This is a genomic window from Mycobacterium gastri, from assembly GCF_002102175.1.
GTDB lineage: Bacteria > Actinomycetota > Actinomycetes > Mycobacteriales > Mycobacteriaceae > Mycobacterium > Mycobacterium gastri.
Genome location: NZ_LQOX01000096.1, coordinates 40,797 through 56,534, shown reverse-complemented (window position 1 = coordinate 56,534; position 15,738 = coordinate 40,797). Strand labels below are relative to the sequence as shown.

Annotated in this window: 16 protein-coding genes, 1 tRNA gene and 4 pseudogenes; 11 read left to right on the top strand and 10 right to left on the bottom strand. The window is 67.9% G+C overall.

The window, feature by feature from the left end:
• The first annotated feature begins 28 nt into the window (after window positions 1-28).
• Window positions 29-1,074: pseudogene (locus AWC07_RS09935) on the top strand (DNA topoisomerase IB).
• A 5-nt stretch (window positions 1,075-1,079) separates the two neighbouring features.
• Here AWC07_RS09935 and AWC07_RS09930 read toward each other — a convergent pair.
• The 3 genes and pseudogenes from AWC07_RS09930 to AWC07_RS26805 form a co-directional block, all read right to left on the bottom strand.
• Window positions 1,080-2,132, bottom strand: a complete 1,053-nt coding sequence (locus AWC07_RS09930) for a helix-turn-helix transcriptional regulator (RefSeq protein ID WP_084293388.1) — start codon at window positions 2,130-2,132, stop codon at window positions 1,080-1,082.
• Window positions 2,133-2,378: 246 nt separating this feature from the next.
• Window positions 2,379-2,447, bottom strand: a pseudogene (locus AWC07_RS28660) (hypothetical protein); the annotation flags it as partial.
• A gap of 180 nt (window positions 2,448-2,627) precedes the next feature.
• Window positions 2,628-2,789: a hypothetical protein gene (locus tag AWC07_RS26805; RefSeq protein WP_167380051.1), complete on the bottom strand. Its 162-nt coding sequence runs from the start codon at window positions 2,787-2,789 to the stop codon at window positions 2,628-2,630.
• Between the two features lie 23 nt (window positions 2,790-2,812).
• Between AWC07_RS26805 and AWC07_RS09925 the strand changes: the two are divergent.
• Both AWC07_RS09925 and AWC07_RS09920 read left to right on the top strand, forming a co-directional pair.
• Window positions 2,813-3,223 (top strand): annotated as a pseudogene (locus AWC07_RS09925) (PAS domain S-box protein); the annotation flags it as partial.
• Window positions 3,224-3,461: 238 nt separating this feature from the next.
• Window positions 3,462-4,151 (top strand): SDR family NAD(P)-dependent oxidoreductase, encoded by a 690-nt coding sequence (locus AWC07_RS09920; RefSeq protein WP_084293387.1) that lies wholly within the window; start codon window positions 3,462-3,464, stop codon window positions 4,149-4,151.
• A 129-nt stretch (window positions 4,152-4,280) separates the two neighbouring features.
• On the opposite strand, the gene AWC07_RS09915 is transcribed toward AWC07_RS09920, so the two are convergent.
• Entirely contained in the window at window positions 4,281-5,033 is a 753-nt protein-coding gene (locus AWC07_RS09915) for a cutinase family protein (RefSeq protein ID WP_036410839.1), read from the bottom strand.
• A gap of 198 nt (window positions 5,034-5,231) precedes the next feature.
• Here AWC07_RS09915 and AWC07_RS09910 point away from each other — a divergent pair, with 198 nt between their 5' ends.
• Window positions 5,232-6,179: an esterase family protein gene (locus AWC07_RS09910; protein ID WP_036410831.1), complete on the top strand. Its 948-nt coding sequence runs from the start codon at window positions 5,232-5,234 to the stop codon at window positions 6,177-6,179.
• A gap of 5 nt (window positions 6,180-6,184) precedes the next feature.
• On the opposite strand, the gene AWC07_RS09905 is transcribed toward AWC07_RS09910, so the two are convergent.
• Complete coding sequence (locus tag AWC07_RS09905) at window positions 6,185-6,787, bottom strand: nucleotidyltransferase family protein (protein ID WP_084293386.1); 603 nt, start codon at window positions 6,785-6,787, stop codon at window positions 6,185-6,187.
• Window positions 6,788-6,971: 184 nt separating this feature from the next.
• Between AWC07_RS09905 and AWC07_RS09900 the strand changes: the two genes are divergently transcribed.
• Both AWC07_RS09900 and AWC07_RS09895 read left to right on the top strand, forming a co-directional pair.
• The gene (locus tag AWC07_RS09900) at window positions 6,972-7,964 is read left to right on the top strand and encodes an acyl-CoA dehydrogenase family protein (protein ID WP_051507852.1); all 993 of its coding nucleotides are present in this window, start codon (window positions 6,972-6,974) and stop codon (window positions 7,962-7,964) included.
• Window positions 7,965-7,977: 13 nt separating this feature from the next.
• Window positions 7,978-8,761 (top strand): annotated as a pseudogene (locus AWC07_RS09895) (endonuclease/exonuclease/phosphatase family protein).
• A gap of 567 nt (window positions 8,762-9,328) precedes the next feature.
• Here AWC07_RS09895 and AWC07_RS27540 read toward each other — a convergent pair.
• Window positions 9,329-9,499 (bottom strand): hypothetical protein, encoded by a 171-nt coding sequence (locus AWC07_RS27540; protein ID WP_167380050.1) that lies wholly within the window; start codon window positions 9,497-9,499, stop codon window positions 9,329-9,331.
• Window positions 9,500-9,565: 66 nt separating this feature from the next.
• A complete protein-coding gene (locus tag AWC07_RS09890) occupies window positions 9,566-10,105 on the bottom strand; it encodes a cysteine hydrolase family protein (protein ID WP_036410836.1) in 540 nt (179 codons plus the stop codon).
• Between the two features lie 163 nt (window positions 10,106-10,268).
• On the opposite strand from AWC07_RS09890, the gene AWC07_RS09885 reads away from it, so the two are divergent.
• The 5 genes from AWC07_RS09885 to AWC07_RS09865 all read left to right on the top strand — a co-directional run bounded on the left by AWC07_RS09885 (window position 10,269) and on the right by AWC07_RS09865 (window position 13,510).
• Window positions 10,269-10,568, top strand: coding sequence for a hypothetical protein (locus AWC07_RS09885; RefSeq protein ID WP_244187547.1), 300 nt, complete (start codon window positions 10,269-10,271; stop codon window positions 10,566-10,568).
• Between the two features lie 160 nt (window positions 10,569-10,728).
• Window positions 10,729-11,031 carry a DUF4193 domain-containing protein gene (locus AWC07_RS09880; RefSeq protein ID WP_036410830.1) on the top strand — a complete coding sequence of 101 codons (303 nt, stop codon included), beginning with the start codon at window positions 10,729-10,731 and terminating at the stop codon, window positions 11,029-11,031.
• Between the two features lie 55 nt (window positions 11,032-11,086).
• On the top strand, window positions 11,087-12,511 hold the full coding sequence (locus AWC07_RS09875) for a cytochrome P450 (protein ID WP_244187546.1): 1,425 nt from the start codon (window positions 11,087-11,089) through the stop codon (window positions 12,509-12,511).
• Window positions 12,512-12,539: 28 nt separating this feature from the next.
• On the top strand, window positions 12,540-12,785 hold the full coding sequence (locus tag AWC07_RS09870) for a hypothetical protein (protein WP_036410829.1): 246 nt from the start codon (window positions 12,540-12,542) through the stop codon (window positions 12,783-12,785).
• Between the two features lie 32 nt (window positions 12,786-12,817).
• Window positions 12,818-13,510: an SDR family oxidoreductase gene (locus AWC07_RS09865; protein WP_036410828.1), complete on the top strand. Its 693-nt coding sequence runs from the start codon at window positions 12,818-12,820 to the stop codon at window positions 13,508-13,510.
• A 13-nt stretch (window positions 13,511-13,523) separates the two neighbouring features.
• Here the strand turns inward: AWC07_RS09865 and AWC07_RS09860 are convergent.
• The 3 genes from AWC07_RS09860 to AWC07_RS09850 all read right to left on the bottom strand — a co-directional run bounded on the left by AWC07_RS09860 (window position 13,524) and on the right by AWC07_RS09850 (window position 15,716).
• Window positions 13,524-13,600: transfer RNA gene (locus tag AWC07_RS09860), tRNA-Pro, on the bottom strand.
• A 17-nt stretch (window positions 13,601-13,617) separates the two neighbouring features.
• Window positions 13,618-14,763 (bottom strand): L-cysteine desulfhydrase Cds1, encoded by a 1,146-nt coding sequence (cds1, locus tag AWC07_RS09855; protein WP_051508007.1) that lies wholly within the window; start codon window positions 14,761-14,763, stop codon window positions 13,618-13,620.
• Window positions 14,760-15,716, bottom strand: a complete 957-nt coding sequence (locus AWC07_RS09850) for a metallophosphoesterase (RefSeq protein WP_036413782.1) — start codon at window positions 15,714-15,716, stop codon at window positions 14,760-14,762. Before AWC07_RS09850 ends, cds1 begins: the two co-directional genes overlap by 4 nt.
• Window positions 15,717-15,738 lie beyond the last annotated feature (22 nt).

Here is a 15,738-nt window from a genome sequence, read left to right as displayed (position 1 = left end):
TTCCTCTTGGGACATGAGAGGAGCGCCGATGCGGCTGCGTCGCAGCGTGCCGAGCACACCCGTAAACGGCGGGGTAAGGGCTCGCCTACTACGGCCCGGACGGCAAGTTGCTGACCGACGGCCAGACCCTGCAGCGAATCAAGGACCTGGTGATCCCGCCGGCGCGGCAGCAGGTGTGGATCTCGCCGTATCCCAACGGGCACATTCAGGAGGTCGGCACCGACGCGGCCGGACGTCGTCAGTACCTTTACCGCCAGGCCTGGCAGCAGGAGCGTGCCGAGGAGAAGTTCGACCGCGTGCTGGCGCTGTCCAAACAGCTGCCGGCACTGCGGCGCCGGAGCGCGGCGGACCTCGGCGGCCGTCGTCTCACCCGCCAGCGGGTGCTGGCACTGGCCCTGCACCCACTCGATCTGGGCTACTTCCGCGCCGGCGGCGAACAGTATGCGGACGACAACGACTCCTACGGCATCGCCACCCTGCGCTGCGAGCACGTGACGGTGCGCCGCGACGCGGTGGCCTTCGGACTACCCCGCCAAGAGCGGGGTCCGGCGCACCCTGGAGATCGACGATCCCGATGTGGTCCGCGCGGTGCGCTCGCTGACTCGCCGAAACTCGTCCGCGGAGCGACTCCTGTTGTGCCGCAATGGCTCCGGATGGGCAGACATTCGTGCCGACGACCTCAATGCGCACTTCAATGAGTTGGTCGGCAACGACTGCAGCGTCAAGGACTTACGAACCTGGCATGGCACCGTGCTGGCGACCGCGGCGTTCGCCGACGCGGACCCGCCGATGTCGCAACGCGTGGCCAAGCGGGTCGAGGCCGCCGTGATGCGCGAGGTCGCCGACGAGCTGGGCAACACCGCGGCGGTGGCGCGCGGCTCCTACGTCGATCCCCGAGTGGTCACCGGCTACCGGCAAGGCATGACGATTGCCGCGGCGGTCCGCCGCGCGCGGCGCGCCCGCCGGCCCGCTGCCGCGCAGCACATCCTGGAAACCGCCACCCGAACTCTGGTGCAACGAATCGCCAAGGGCCAGAGCACGTCTCGGGCTCAGCCGTTGGCCAAAACGGCTTGAACCGGCTACCCGGCGGCGGTGCGCTTGAGCGCGGTGTGCGGACTTTCGCCGTAGGTCTGGCGATACAGCACGGCGAACCGGCCGGTGTGGGCGAAGCCCCAGCGCTGCGCGATTTCGCTGACCGTGGTGACCGAGCGGTCGCCGGAGAGCAGATCTTGATGGGCTCGATGCAGCCGGACCCGGCGGAGGTACTCGGTGGGAGTGGTGTCGAGCTGCTGCCGGAACAGGTACTGCACCGCCCGCGGCGTCAGATGGACCACGGCCGCGACGTCGGTGACCCCGATGTTCATCGCGGCGTGGCGATGAATGAACGACATGGCGGTTTGCAGGGCCTTGGGTACCGATTGGTCGTTGGGCGACGACTGCCCCGTGGTGACGTTGGACGGAAAGCACTCGAGCAGCGCAGCGGCCAGCAGCCGGGACACCGCGGCGACCACCAGTGGGCGCCGGGCGGCGTCGGCCGAGGCGAAGCTGGTGGTCACGTAGTCGAACGCGTCGCGCCACGTGTGCGCCGCCGCCGGGGTACGTGGCCGGGAACTGAGGAATTCGACCTGCTGCGGCATCGGCGTGTGGGACCCCGCGGCGACTTGTCGGAGCAGGTCGGCGTCGATGCTGGCAACGGTGAACCGAACGCTGTTCAGCCGCAACACGCGCGGAAATCCGTCGACGGCCAGCAGCGGAGTGTCCAGGCTCGGAGCGCCATCGCCGACCGCGATCAACGAGCCCGAGCGCGGCTGGATCACCACAAAGCCGTCGGCCGTGCGGACTTCGCAGTCCACTCGGCCCCGGATCGCCACGTCGTCGACGGTGAGGTGTTCGGCCGCGAACCGACGGTGGGTGACGGTCGATCCCTTGGCGAACTCCCTGATCCGCCAGCTCGGGTGATAGGCGTTGGTGAAAAATCTCTGGGCGGCGACCGGGTCGGCCGTATGGAAGTGCGCGAGCAGCACGGCGGCCGGGTCATCCTGTCGCTCCGGGCGACCCTTTCCGTCAGGGTTGACCGCGTCGCGCAGCTGCGGACGCGCACGACACCGTGTGTCCTCGGTAACACTTGTCATGGTTGACAATGATGGTAGTTGATCCGGGCGACTATCGGGTGTTTGCCACGTGTCGCGGTTCGACCGGCGAGCCCACCTGGCGATAGATGTGCAGCGCGTCGAGGGTGATGCGCTCCCAGCTGAACCGCGCTCTGCGTGCAACCGCCCCGCCGCCCCCATGCCCGCACACTGAAAGCGTTGTCCTTGAAGAGTTTTCAATGCGACCGCCAATTCCCTGAGGTTGTCGGGCGGCACCAGTAACCCGGTGACCGAGTGCACCACCGTGTCGGCCAGGGCACCGGTGGACACCGCCACCACGGCGACGCCGCTGGCCATGGCCTGCAAGGCGGCGCCTGCCGGGGCGTGCACGCGACCACGTCCGCCGATCGCAGCAGTGCCGGCAGTTCGTCGGCGGCGACCGGGCCGGGGCGACCTGTCCTCCATGCTTGCCGGTCCCGAACGCCGGCATTCCCCAGCCGAGGTGCTACGCAGTGAAATCGCAGCCAAACATTTGGTTCAGAATCCGCGCGGTACGCCGTTCCCCAGGTACGTCAGTCCGGCGGCGCGGATTCCGGCCGGATCCAGCAGGTTCCTGGTGTCCAGGACGACGGCGACGGGCGCCTCCCGGGCAATGGAATGCCAGTCCAGATCGCGAAACTGCGGCCACTCGGTGAGCACCAGGGCCGCACGACGGCGTCAACCGCTATCACCCGGCGGCAGCGTTCTACGACCGGCATGACGACTCGACTGGCCTGACTACGTTGCGGGACTTGGCTTTTCGCGCCAGTCCGGTGGCCCAGATAGTGGTCACCGGCGAGGACACCGTGGCCATGATCAACCTGCAGGCCGAGAACGCCTTCGGCCTTTCGGCCCGCGACATTGGGCGGCTGCTGCGCGACCTGGAAGTGTCGTACCGGCCCGTCGAGCTGCGGGCCTACCTGGAACAGGCCAAGGTGGAGCGGCGTTCGGCGCGGATTCAGGACGTCAAGTGGCAGCGGCCCGGCGCCGACACGGTGTGGTTCGAGATCCACGTCAACCCGCTGATCGACGCGCAGAACGGCCTGCTCGGGGTCTCGATCGTGTTCTTCGACGTCACCGCGACGCGCTCCCTGCCCAAAAATCCGGCGGCCGAACTCGTCATCGCCGACAGCGCCGCAGCCGGCTCCCGGCACCATGAGGCTCGGCGCGCCCTGGAAAGCCTTGCCGCCGAGCTGCAGGTGAGCGACCGGGTCCGTGGAATCGACTGATGACTACCGATGACAGGGTCAGGCCCATCCGCCCGGTTGCAGATAGTGAGCGCGCGGCCGCGCCGAAAGGCCGCAACAGCGCCCCGACTCCTCGCCCGCCGGGTTGGCCTTGGTTACCGGTGCCAGCGGCGGCGGCGGCGTCGGCTTCGCCTTTGCCAAACAATTCGCCCGGCGCGGATACGACCTGATCGTCTCCGACTCCTGCGACGAGATCCACACCGCGGCGGCCGCTCTGAGCGGGCTGGGTGCCAACGTTCAGCCGATCCAAGTCGACGCGCGGCTCGCCGAGCGGCCGTATGTGTTGTATCGGCGCGTGCTGGCCGCCCGGCAGCCCGTGGTGGCGGCCGCGCTGAACTCACCGGTCGACGGCTACGACCTGGACGACAGCCTGGAGAGCGTGCTCAACGAGATGGTGGCAGGCATCGGTCAGACTATGCGGCTGGCTCGGCTGCTGGCCGAGGAGATGGTCATGCATGGCCGCGGCGGCATTATCTTGACCGTGTCGCCGGCCGCAGCCGAACCGTACTCCTCGGACCGCTCCGATCACCAGGTGGCGCTGTACCGCGCCAGCGCGGCCTTTCTCAGAGACTTCGCCCAGACGCTGCAACACGAGTTGGGCCAGACCGGGGTACGAGTCACCACCTTGCTACCCGAACCCGTCGGCCCGGGCGGTTCCCGGATGCACCGCGCTGGCCCGGGTGGACGTGGCGCTCGACCACTTCAACCAGCTGGCCGGCGCCGCGTGGCATCCGCGGATGCTGGCGGAACTGGCCCGCCGGCTGATCCACGATGACGTGAAGTGGCTTGTGCGCCAGATTATCTCGTCATCCGGGAAGGCGGTGTGAGGCGGCGGGTGCGGTACGGCGATTCGGGGCACCCGCCGCCTCACCCGGGTGGACCACAACGGCGGGAGTCAGTTGCCTCAGTTGCCGAAGCCGCCGCCTGGTGACGCGACCGTCATGGGTCCGCCGGGCCCTGCGCCCAGGCGGCTGGCGGCGAAGTCGACGCCCTTGGCGATCATGCCGCCGTCATCGGCGTAGGTGTTGTGGGCGGCGAAGTTCATCCCGTCGGAGCACACCGGGTCTTCGGGGGCGCAGACCTTGATGGTCTTGCCTTGGTATGCCGCGCCGATGGTGACCGGCGGCTCACCGAGGAAGTTCATGGCCCGAATGTTGGGTGGTCCGAACAGCACGACGGCGGCGACGTGGTTGGCGACCTCGGGTGCCAGCGGTTTGGGCACGGTCGCCGGGTCGACCCCGTCCGGCACCGCCGGGGATGTGACGAAGCCCATCACGGCCGCGCCCTGGGAGTAACCGCCGAGCACCATTTTGGTGTTGGGGCAGGCATTGGCGGTGGACACGACGTGCGCGCCGGCGTCGCGGATGCCGTCGACGCCGGTGTCCCACTGATCGCTGGCGGGGTAGTTGACCGCATAGACGCCCATCGAGCGTGTGCCCAGGCGGGAGCGCAGGCCGTCGACGAATGCCTGTCCGGTAGGACCGGTACCGGGCGGTTCGCCGGTACCGCGGGCGAACACGACGTCGACGTCGGGGCATGGCTGGGCGGAGGCGGCAGGGATGGCGGTAGCCGGCAGGACAGCAGCGCTAAGGCCCCATGCGGCGGCTACCGCGGGACCGAGGAGACGAGCAACAGGAACAATGGCAGAGGCATTCATGCCGCAGGAGGTGCCCGCCGCGGCGCGTCCCCAAACCGCGAATTTTTCGGCGCCTCGGATCGGCCCGGCCGTCGTCATTTCCGGCGGTTGAAGCGGTGCGGCGCGGGGTACCCGCAACCCGGTTTGGTCGGTAGGGCGCGGCTTGTCCCGGCACCTGAGCGAGCGAACACCAATACCCTCCGATGAAAGGAGCCGGGGATGGGCACGAATAACAACCGTTGGAAGCGTCGATTAGGTGTCGTCGGAATCACCGCCGCCGCGTTGCCGTGGCTGGTCGGTGTGGTCGGTGGGGAACCGCCGGCGCGGGCGGCCGCACCCGAATTTCTGCAGGTGCCATCGGCGGGCATAGGCCACAACATCACCGTGGAGTTCCAATCCGGCGGAGCCCCGGCGGTCTATCTCCTCGACGGTCTGCGCGCCCGCGACGACCGCAGCGGGTGGGACATCGAGACCAACGCCTTCGACGAGTACGCCGGTTCAGGCATTTCGGTGGTGGCGCCGGTGGGCGGGCGGTCCAGCTTCTACTCCGACTGGTACGGATCGGCCAACGGCCAGACCTACAAGTGGGAAACCTTCTTGACCAGCGAGCTGCCCGGTTACCTGGCGAGCAGGGGCGTGCGGTCGACCCGCAATGCGGTGGTCGGCGTCTCCATGTCCGGGTCGTCGGCGATGATCTTGGCGGCCTACCACCCGCAGCAGTTCGCCTATGCCGCCTCGCTGTCGGCCTATATGACGCCGTCCAGCGGAAACGGCCCGACCCTGATCGGTATGGCCATGAACGACGAAGGCGGGTTCAATCCGCAAGATATGTGGGGACCGACGGGAGGGCCCGGCTGGCAACGCAACGACCCCACCGTGCAGGCCGGACGACTGGCAGCCAACAACACCCGGCTGTGGGTCTACAGCGGCAACGGCACACCTTCGGAAATCGGCCAGGGCAGTATCCCGGGGCAGGTCATCGAACAGGTTGTGTTACAAAGCAACGTCGCGTTCAAAGACGCCTACACCGCAGCCGGGGGCCACAACGCGGTGTTCAACATCGACACCAACGGCGTGCACAGTTGGGGCTACTGGGGAGCCCAGCTGGCGGCGATGAAGCCGGACATGCAGCGGACGCTGGGCGCTGGTGGCGGCGGGCAGACCTGACGCTCTCAGCCGCGTAAGCCGATCCGGCCGGCCAGCATCAGGAATGCGGCCGCGAAATCGTTGTCGTCGGTGGCCTTCTCGATGTGGTCCCAGTCCAGCCGTTCGCGCACCGCACGGGCGACCGGGATCAGGTCGGCGAAGTTGCAGCGATGCTCGGTCAGGGCGCGCAACTTCTGGGTGAAGACCGTCGTGGGCGGCAATACCGGCATCGAAATGGCAAGCACCACACGCTCTTCGGCGTCGTCGAGGTCGGTCGGCCGCACCGGCTCACCGTTGACCCGGTGCAGCACGTCGACAACCCACTCACCGCTGCGCGCCTTGAGTAGCCAGTCTTCCGGTGGGCGTTCGATGCAGAACCCGGCGTCGGCGAGCGTGGCAGCCGCGGCACCCGCGTCGGCCTCGGCGACCACGATGTCGACGTCGTGGCTGGGTTCGGGGGCGCCGTAGGCCCACAACGCGTAGCTGCCGGCCAACGCGAAGCGCGGCCCGTGTTCCTTGAGGGCTGACGCGGCGTGGCGTAACGATTCCCGTAGTCCCGGGTACTGCCCGCCGCATCTGCACTCAGCTGTGGTGGTCGTCCTAGTGGGCGGCCTATTGGGCTCAGTCATCGTGGGTAGTGCATACCCTGACGGTGTCATCGCCAACCCGGGCGACCGTGACTGTCGGGGACTATCGGGCAGCCGTTTAATCGGCCGCCGAAATCGGGTATCAGCAACATATGTCACCCACGGCGCCGAGTTGCTACGCACGGGCCGCGGTGGTGACTTTCGTTCGCGACGGGCGGGTGCGCGCGTGACGGCGGGGCTGGTGGAGCACTGGCTGGAGTCGGGGCGGCTGGAGTTGCCGTTGCCGGCCTCGGGGCGCACCGCCGAACGCTGGCAACGCCTGGCGCAGCTGGCCGAGGAGGACATCGCGGCGGCCCGCATCGCCGAAGCCCATGTGGACGCCGGCGCCATCCTCAACGAGTTGGGCGGCAAGCCGCCGCAAGCAGGCCAGCTGTGGGGCGTGTGGGTGGCCGAATCCGCCGACGCGGTGCTGCGGGCCAGCTGCATCGCCGGCGACGAGTATGTCCTCAACGGCATCAAGGTGTGGTGTTCGGGCGCCGGGTTCTGCACGCACGCGCTGGTTACCGCCGCCCTTGACGACGGCAAACGGGGCCTGTTCGCGGTAACCGTCACCGACCCCGTCGTCAAACCCTTGCCGAGCACCTGGTGGAACCCCGGCATGGCCGGCAGCGACACCAGATCCGTGCAGTTCAGCGACGTCCACGCGATGGCGGTGGGGGAACCCGACGCCTACCCGAACCGGCCCGGCTTCTGGCACGCCGCGATCGGGGTGGCGGCGTGCTGGCTAGGCGGCGCCCGCCGGGTCGCCGACCCGCTGTACCGCTGCGCCGGAAGCCAGTCGGCCGACGCCTACGCGCTGGCGCATCTCGGCGCGGTCGACGCCGCGCTCGCCGCTGGAGAAGCGGTGCTGGCCAGCGCCGCGGAGCGGATCGACAGCGATCCGTTCGATCGGTCCGGCACCCCGCAATTGCTGGCCCGTCGCGCCCGCGCCGTCGTGGAACATGCCGTTGACGAGGCCATCACCCGGACCGGCCGCGCCCTGGGGCCCGGACCGCTGTGTGAGGACGGTCGCCATGCACAGCGTGTAGCCGACCTGACCATCTACATCCGACAAAGCCACGCCGAGCGGGACCTGGCCGAGCTCGGGCGCCTGGCCGGGCAACACCATTGCGGGCCGCGGCGCCGGGCAGAGGCTCCCGAGCCGCGGCCATGCCGTTAGCCGACCGGTAGCCATGCGGGTGGCGACCTTCAACATCCTGCACGGCCGCACGGTGGGCGACGGGGTGGCGGTGCAGCGGTTGTGCGACTGCGTGCGCCGTCTCGACCCCGACGTGCTGGCGTTGCAGGAAGTGGACTGCGACCAGCCGCGGTCGGGCCGGGCCGACCTCACCGCGGCGGCCGCCGAAGCCATGGGCGCGGTGGCGCATCGGTTTGTGGCCGCGATCTCGGGCACGCCCGGCGCGACGTGGATGGCCGCCTCCGGCGATGAACAACCCGGGACCGCGGCCTACGGCATCGCGCTGCTGTCGCGCTTCCCGGCTGCCAGCTGGCAGGTGGTGCGGTTGCCCCGCATTCCGGCGCGCATCCCGATGTACCTGCCAGGGCCGGACAGGGTGATGATCGTCGACGAGGAGCCGCGGGCGGCCGTCATCGCGCGCCTGCATACGCCGTTGGGGCCGATCACGGTGGCCAACACCCCACTTGTCTTTCGTGCCCGGCTGGAACCGCTGGCAGCTGCGCCGCCTGGTTCACGACGTGCGCGGCTTCCCTGGACCGCGGCTGCTGACCGGGGACCTCAACCTGACTCCGGCCGCGGTGCGCCGATGGTCGCGGATGCGGCCGTTGGCAACGGCCGCGACATTTCCGGCGGCCGCACCCGACCGGCAACTCGACCACATCCTGACCGACGATGCCGGTCTTCGCGCCGGCGCGGTGGCGGCCGAGCTGATGCCGATCTCGGATCATCGGGCGCTGCTGGTGGACCTGGATCGGGCCTCGAAAACGGTGCTGATCTAGTCGCCGCGGTCAGCGGGGTCCTGGGCCCGGCAATCACATCCGTCACATGGGCCCCAGGCCTAGGTGGTGCTCAATGTGCCCACCTATTAGCGACAACCAGGTCCGACGCCGCACCGACGTCGTCGCAGGGTTGCGCACCGGTGTGGCGAGATGGAAATCGCGTGCTGGTGCGGTTGGATCGGCGACTGACGGCGTCGAGTATGCGCTGGCGACGCCGACTGTGCCGTCAGGGCGGGCCGATCGGTGGATGTTCCCGCCTTCCGTACACTCTCAAAGCCGTCATTGCACACTCGACACGGCGGCATGTCAGCTCACTCGGTGAGCACCTGAGACATTCCGCAATGCCGGTCATCACAAGGGGTTTGAGCGAAGGCGCGGTATCGGCGTGCCGAAAACAGAGCCAAGGTATGCGCAGGCAGCCAAGGCTGCGCAACAGGCCATCGTTGACCAGCAGCATTCGTGGTCACCATGAAATACCGAGTGAGCCGGGCAGGACGAGACACCACAACCGGTGATGACTGATGTGGCTGATGAGAAAGTCGACGCCGCGTCTCTAGCGCCGACGGTTCAGTGCTCTTGACTGCGCGCCTCCGCGCCGGTTTCCCCGCTGCCGAAGTCGTCGTCGGCGGAACCGCGTCCGACGTAGCTTCCTTCGTCGTCGCGACCGGCTCGCGACTTGGCGACATGCGGGTCGAACTCCACATCGGACTCGGCCTTCTCGGACTGACGTCGTGTCATCTGGCTACCTCTCGGGAATCGCTAGAGCGCCCATATTCCCCGGTTGGGCCGATCGCAAACGCACGTTCAACGCAGGCAGCGCGCCGCGGGTCGCAAGGTCGCGCTCATATTGCGTTCCATCATCTTCAGCGCGGCGGCTCCGAGCTCCTCGTCGATGTGCGCGACGGCATCGGGCGGGACGACGACGTCGTAGTGACGCAGATAGCCGTCGAGCGCGCTATAGAGGATGCACTGCTCGGTGACTTGACCGGCAAGCACGATGCGCCGGGTCTTCAGCCGGTCCAGCAGGTACTCCAGCGCGGTGGCATAGAACACGCTGTGGCGCACCTTGGTGATGATCCGGCAGCCGGCCTTCGGCACCAGCGGCTTGACCAGGTCAGGACGCTCGCCGTCCAGCGCGGCCGAAATGATGGCACGATGGTCGGCGGTGAAGTCGCCGTGGTTGTCGTTGGCATAGATCAGGTCGACGCCGCGGTTGCGTTCAGCGTCGCCGACCAGCCCGACCAGCGGATCGATGATGGCCGCGACGTTGGCCGCCAGCTGTTCGGCGTCGGGATGGCGGTAGTCGTTGAACATGTCGATGACCAGCAACGCGGTATCACTCACCGACCAGTGATACCCCGGCACGTGGCCGGCCACTCGGGTTGGGCTGGGTAGCCATTGGCAGTGACCTCACAGGTATCCGGCAGAGCGGTTACAGATTGGACGACGTGAAAATAGTTGCCATAGGCTATGGTATGGACCACACCGATAGGGCTGGGGAGTGAGCATGCTTGACGCCGGAAGTAGCGCCGTTTGTTCTCACCGCACGACGCGGCCAGCGGCCGGCGAGCGCGGCGCCAACGTCTCCGGTTTGGTGGCCGCGGGTGTCTGGGCAGTTGGCCTTGTCGCCGGCCTGGTGCTGCTGGCAACCGGGCATGAGGTGGTGGCCGCGGTGATCCTGGTGGCGGCCGTCATGTCGCCCTGGTTCGGGCTGGCGGTTTCACGCAGCCGAATTCCTGCGTCCGGATCCGGGGCGCCCGAAACCATGCCCAACGGCTGGCACGGGATGGAAATCCCGGCCCGCTGAGTCGGCCTCCTTGGAGGGGTGACATCGATCGACGCGCCTTGGAAACGTCGGCAATTTCTTTCTGTTGACAGGTGTGGCCGGTATCCGAACGGGGTATTGACTCTGCCACGGGGTGACCACAACAGGTGTAACCCGGTCACTGCGCAGGAAGGAACGCACCATGCCGACCGCTAGCGATTACGATGCACGCCGCGTGCCCGACGCCGAGACCGCGGACGGTGCGGTTCTGCGCGACCTGACACCAGCCTTGCCCAAATTGTCCACGGCCGTCGCCGACGACGATCCGAACGAGGCGCTATTCTTCGAACTGCCGGGTGCGGATCTTTCCGGCGAAGAACTGTCGGTAACGGTGATTCCCCAGCGCGCCGACGAATTCACTTGCTCGCGTTGTTTCCTGGTGCAGCACCGCAGCCGGTTGCGCAGTTCGGCCGGCGAACTTCCGGTGTGCGCCGACTGTGTGTGACCGGCGCGGCTGGCCGGTCTTGACCTAGCCGGCGGCGCGGTGTTGTGTCGTGGGCGTGGCTGCTGATTCGCCTGACTCGGAGCCAGATTTCGCCGGCTCACCGGAGGTGATACACCGGCCACCGGGCCTGCCGGCTCCACGCCGGTTTCGTACGGCTTTCGCGGCGGCGTATGCAGTTGCCTACCTGGTGGGTGGGGAACGCCGGATGCTGCGGCTGATCCGGCGCTACGGCCCGATTATGACGATGCCGATCCTCACCTTGGGCGACGTAGCGATCGTGTCCGACCCGGCGCTGGTGAAGGAGGTGTTCACCGCTCCAACCGACGTCCTGCTCGGCGGCGAGGGCGTGGGCCCCGCGGCGGCGATCTACGGATCCGGGTCGATGTTCGTGCAGGAGGAGCCGGAGCATCTGCGGCGCCGCAAACTCCTGACACCCCCCTTACACGGGGCCGCCCTCAATGGCTACGTGCCGATAATCGAAGACTCCGCCCGCGCGGCGATGCGTGGTTGGCCCGTCGACCGTGCGTTCGCGCTGCTGCCGGCGGCGCGGGCGCTGATGCTGGACGTGATCGTCAAGGTGGTTTTCGGCGTGGAGGATCCCGCCGAGGTACGGCGACTGGGCCGGCCGTTCGGGCGTCTGCTGAACCTCGGTGTCTCGGAGCAATTGACGGTTCGCTACGCACTTCGGCGCTTGGGCACGTTGCGCGTGTGGCCGTCGCGCACCCGGGCTTATCGGGAGATCGACGACGTCGTCATGCCGCTGATCGCCCGACGGCGCAACGACCCGGGCTTGACCGAGCAACGCGATGTCCTGGCCTTGCTCATCTGCGCGCGTGGCGACGACGGTGAACGGTTGTCCGACAATGAGATTCGCGACGATCTGATCACTTTGATGCTGGCCGGCCACGAGACCACCGCGACCACGCTGGCCTGGGCATTCGACCTCTTGCTGCACCATCCCGATGCGCTGCGGCGAGTGCAGGAGGAAGCCGTCAGCGGCGCGGAGGCTTTCACCACGGCGGTGATCAACGAGACGTTGCGGGTACGGCCGCCCGCACCCGTCACGGCACGCGTTGCCGCCCAACCATTTCGTATCGGCGCCTACCTTGTGGACGCCGGGACCCGCGTCGTCGTCCACATCATCGCCATCAACCGCGATCCCGATGTCTATGACCATCCCAACGAATTCCGGCCCGACCGATTCCTCGGAGTGCACCCGCAAACCTACGCCTGGGTGCCGTTCGGTGGGGGCGTGAAACGTTGTCTGGGCGCGGCCTTTTCGATGCGAGAGCTGGTCACAGTGTTGCATGTACTGTTGCGCGAAGGCGAGTTCAGTGCCGTCGACGCCCGGCCCGAGCGCATCGTGCGGCGCTCCATCATGCTGGCGCCCCGCCATGGCACCAGAGTGCGGTTCCGGACCCGGCTCCAAGAATCCGTTGAGAATCTTCCAAGCGCCGGCTCGGATGCTCGTCGCCGTTGATAGGCAGCGATGAAGGGATAGAGCCGATATGACCACCACCCGCCCACTGTCCGTTGCCGGCGCCGCGCCGGAGCATGCCACCAACGTCTATGCGTCGGCGGCGTTCGCGTTCAGCGTAGTGGGGGCGCTGGTGTTGAGCGTCGTTTGCGCCATCACCGCATTGGTTCAGATCAAGAATCCCGACGAAGGCCGGGGACTGGCGATCGCCGCGCTGGCGACGTCCGCGGGCTGGGTCGCGCTGCTGTTCGCACTGGCCCGCGCGCACGTCATCTAGACCGCGCGGCATCTTTGGGAAAGGGGGAAGCCATGCAGGCCGTGGTGATCGGTGGTACGGGCATACCGGGGTCGAAAGTGGTCGAGAAGCTGCGGGAACACGGCCACCAGGTGTTGGCGGCGTCGCCCAGCACCGGCGTCAACACGCTGACCGGGGCAGGCCTCGCCGACGCTCTGAGCGGGGTCGACGTCGTTGTCGACGTGTCGAACTCACCCTCCTTCGACGACGATCCGGTGATGGCGTTCTGCACCAAGTCGACTGCCAACCTGATGGCCGCTGCGAGGGCCGTCGGCGTCGGGCACTACGTCGCGGTGTCGATCGTCGGGTGCGATCAGCTGCCCGACGGCGGGTACCTGCGCGCGAAGGCCGCCCAGGAGAAGCTCATCGAAGAATCGCAGCTGCCGTACTCGATCGTGCGCGCTACCCAGTTCGCGGAGTTCACCGACGCCATCACGGCGTCGATGACGGTCGGCGACGAAGTGCGCGTGCCGGACGCGCTGATCCAGCCCATCGCCGCCGCCGACCTCGCGACCGAGGTGGCGCGGGTGGTGGAAGGCAAACCGTTGGGTGGCATCGACAATGTCGGCGGGCCCGAGAAGATCTCGTTCGAGCAGATGGCCCGTGATGTCCTGGCGCGGCAAGGCCAAGCCAAGACCGTCGTCGTCGATCCCGGAGTCGGTTACTTCGGAACGCCGCTCGCAAGGAACAGCCTGGTTACCGCATAGGCGCCGGAACACCTGGTCGGGGTGGCGGGATTTGAACCCACGGCCTCTTCGTCCCGAACGAAGCGCGCTACCAAGCTGCGCCACACCCCGCTTGAAGCCACGACAGCCTATCGCACCCGCCCGTCGACTCGCCAAACCGCCGGCTCAGCGTCCCATGTGCAGGAGCGTTCGAACTCGACCAAGACCCGGGCCGGACCGCTCGGATCGAGCCCCTGCGCATCGACCCAGTCGTCGTCGAAGTAGGTGTCGGCGTAGCGGTCGCCGCTGTCGGCGAGCAAGGTGACTACCGAACCGCTGCGGCCGTCGGCGACCATCTCAGCGAGCAAGCCGAACGCTCCCCACAGGTTGGTGCCCGTGGACGGTCCTACCCGGCGTCCCAGCACGGTACTGACGTGGCGGGCGGCCGCAATCGACGCAGCGTCGGGAACCGACACCATGCGGTCGACCACGGTGGGCAGAAACGACGGCTCGACCCGCGGCCGGCCGATGCCCTCGATCCGCGACGACGCGGACATCACGACGTCGGACCGACCTTCGGCGTATGCGGGGAAGAACGCCGAATTCTCCGGGTCCACGACACACAACCGGGTCGCGTGCCGCCGATAGCGGATATAGCGCCCGATCGTCGCGCAGGTTCCGCCGGTTCCGGCACCGACCACGATCCAGTCCGGGACGGGGTGCTTCTCCTCGAGCATCTGCGCGTAGATCGACTCGGCGATGTTGTTGTTGCCGCGCCAGTCGGTAGCGCGCTCGGCATTGGTGAACTGGTCCAGGTAATGACCGCCGGTCTCGGCCGCGACGCGTTCGGCCTCGGCGTAGACCTGACTGGAATTCTCCACGAAATGGCAACGGCCGCCTTGCGCTTCGATGAGCGCCACCTTGGCGGCGCTGGTCGCCGCCGGCATCACCGCGACGAACGGCAGGCCCAGCAGGGATGCGAAGTAGGCCTCCGACACCGCTGTCGAACCCGACGACGCCTCGACCACCGTCGTGTTCTCCCCGATCCAGCCGTTGCACAGCGCATACAGGAACAACGACCGCGCCAACCGGTGTTTGAGGCTGCCGGTGATGTGGGTCGTCTCGTCCTTGAGGTACAGCGCGACGTCAGCGTCGGCGCACCAGGCCGACGGCAGGGGATAGCGCAGCAGATGGGTGTCGGCGCTGCGCCGGGCGTCCGCCTCGATCAGCCGGATCGCGTTGTCTGTCCAGTCGCGGGACAAGCTGCGGACGGCGATGCGGGTCGTGTCGTTCAACGCACCGAGACGCTGGGCTGCGAACGGCCCAGATTCCTGTTCGAGTCCCGGCCGCCCATGGGGCTGGCGATCAACGTCAACAGGGTCGCTTCGGGGCGGCAGCAGAACCGCGCCGGCGCAAACGGTGAGGTCCCGATGCCGGCGGAGACATGCAGCCGCATGTTCGCGCCCCACTGTGATGCTCCTCTGGCCCGCGCCCGGTCCAGCCCGCAGTTGGTCACCAGGGCCCCGTAGAACGGCAGGCACAGCTGTCCGCCATGGGTGTGGCCGGCCATCACCAGCTGGTAGCCGTCGGCGGCGAAGCGGTCCAGCACCCGAGGCTCCGGCGAATGCGTCAGTCCCAGCCGCAGGTTCGCGACCGGGCTCGCCGGGCCCGCGATCGTGTCATAGCGGTCCCGATCGATGTGCGGGTCGTCTACGCCGGCTGCGGCGATGTGCAGCCCCGCCACCTCGAATTCGCGGCGGTTATGGGTGAGGTCGAGCCAGCCGCGCTCAGTGAACGCCGCCCGCAGATCCTGCCAGGGCAACGGCTCGCCGTGGACGCGGTGGCCCGGGTTGATCAGGTAATTGGCCGGGTTCTTCAGGCGCGGCCCGAAGTAGTCGTTGCTGCCGAAGACGAAGACGCCCGGCCGGTGCAGCAGGTCGCCGAGGGCCTGCACCACCGCCGGCACCGCCTTGGGATGGGCCAGATTGTCGCCGGTGTTGACCACCAGGTCGGGCTCCCAGCTGGACAGCTCGCGCAACCAGGCCTGTTTACGGCGCTGGCCGGGCAGCATATGCAGGTCGCTGATGTGCAGGACCCGCAGCGGTGCTGAGCCCGGGCTCAGCACGGGCATGGTGATCTCACGCAGCACGAACGCGTTGCGTTCGATGAGCGCGGCGTAACCGATCCCGGCGACGATCGAGCCTAGCGCGACGGCACCGGTGCGTAACAGGACGGGCGAAACAGCCATGCAGGCAGCCTACTGCCGGTCG

Coding starts and splice junctions, on each gene's coding strand:
- AWC07_RS09930 (WP_084293388.1), bottom strand. CDS start 2,132: ATGACAAGTGTTACCGAGGACACACGGTGTCGTGCGCGTCCGCAGCTG.
- AWC07_RS09915 (WP_036410839.1), bottom strand. CDS start 5,033: ATGAATGCCTCTGCCATTGTTCCTGTTGCTCGTCTCCTCGGTCCCGCG.
- AWC07_RS09910 (WP_036410831.1), top strand. CDS start 5,232: ATGGGCACGAATAACAACCGTTGGAAGCGTCGATTAGGTGTCGTCGGA.
- AWC07_RS09905 (WP_084293386.1), bottom strand. CDS start 6,787: ATGACTGAGCCCAATAGGCCGCCCACTAGGACGACCACCACAGCTGAG.
- AWC07_RS27540 (WP_167380050.1), bottom strand. CDS start 9,499: ATGACACGACGTCAGTCCGAGAAGGCCGAGTCCGATGTGGAGTTCGAC.
- AWC07_RS09885 (WP_244187547.1), top strand. CDS start 10,269: ATGCTTGACGCCGGAAGTAGCGCCGTTTGTTCTCACCGCACGACGCGG.
- AWC07_RS09880 (WP_036410830.1), top strand. CDS start 10,729: ATGCCGACCGCTAGCGATTACGATGCACGCCGCGTGCCCGACGCCGAG.
- AWC07_RS09870 (WP_036410829.1), top strand. CDS start 12,540: ATGACCACCACCCGCCCACTGTCCGTTGCCGGCGCCGCGCCGGAGCAT.
- AWC07_RS09865 (WP_036410828.1), top strand. CDS start 12,818: ATGCAGGCCGTGGTGATCGGTGGTACGGGCATACCGGGGTCGAAAGTG.
- AWC07_RS09850 (WP_036413782.1), bottom strand. CDS start 15,716: ATGGCTGTTTCGCCCGTCCTGTTACGCACCGGTGCCGTCGCGCTAGGC.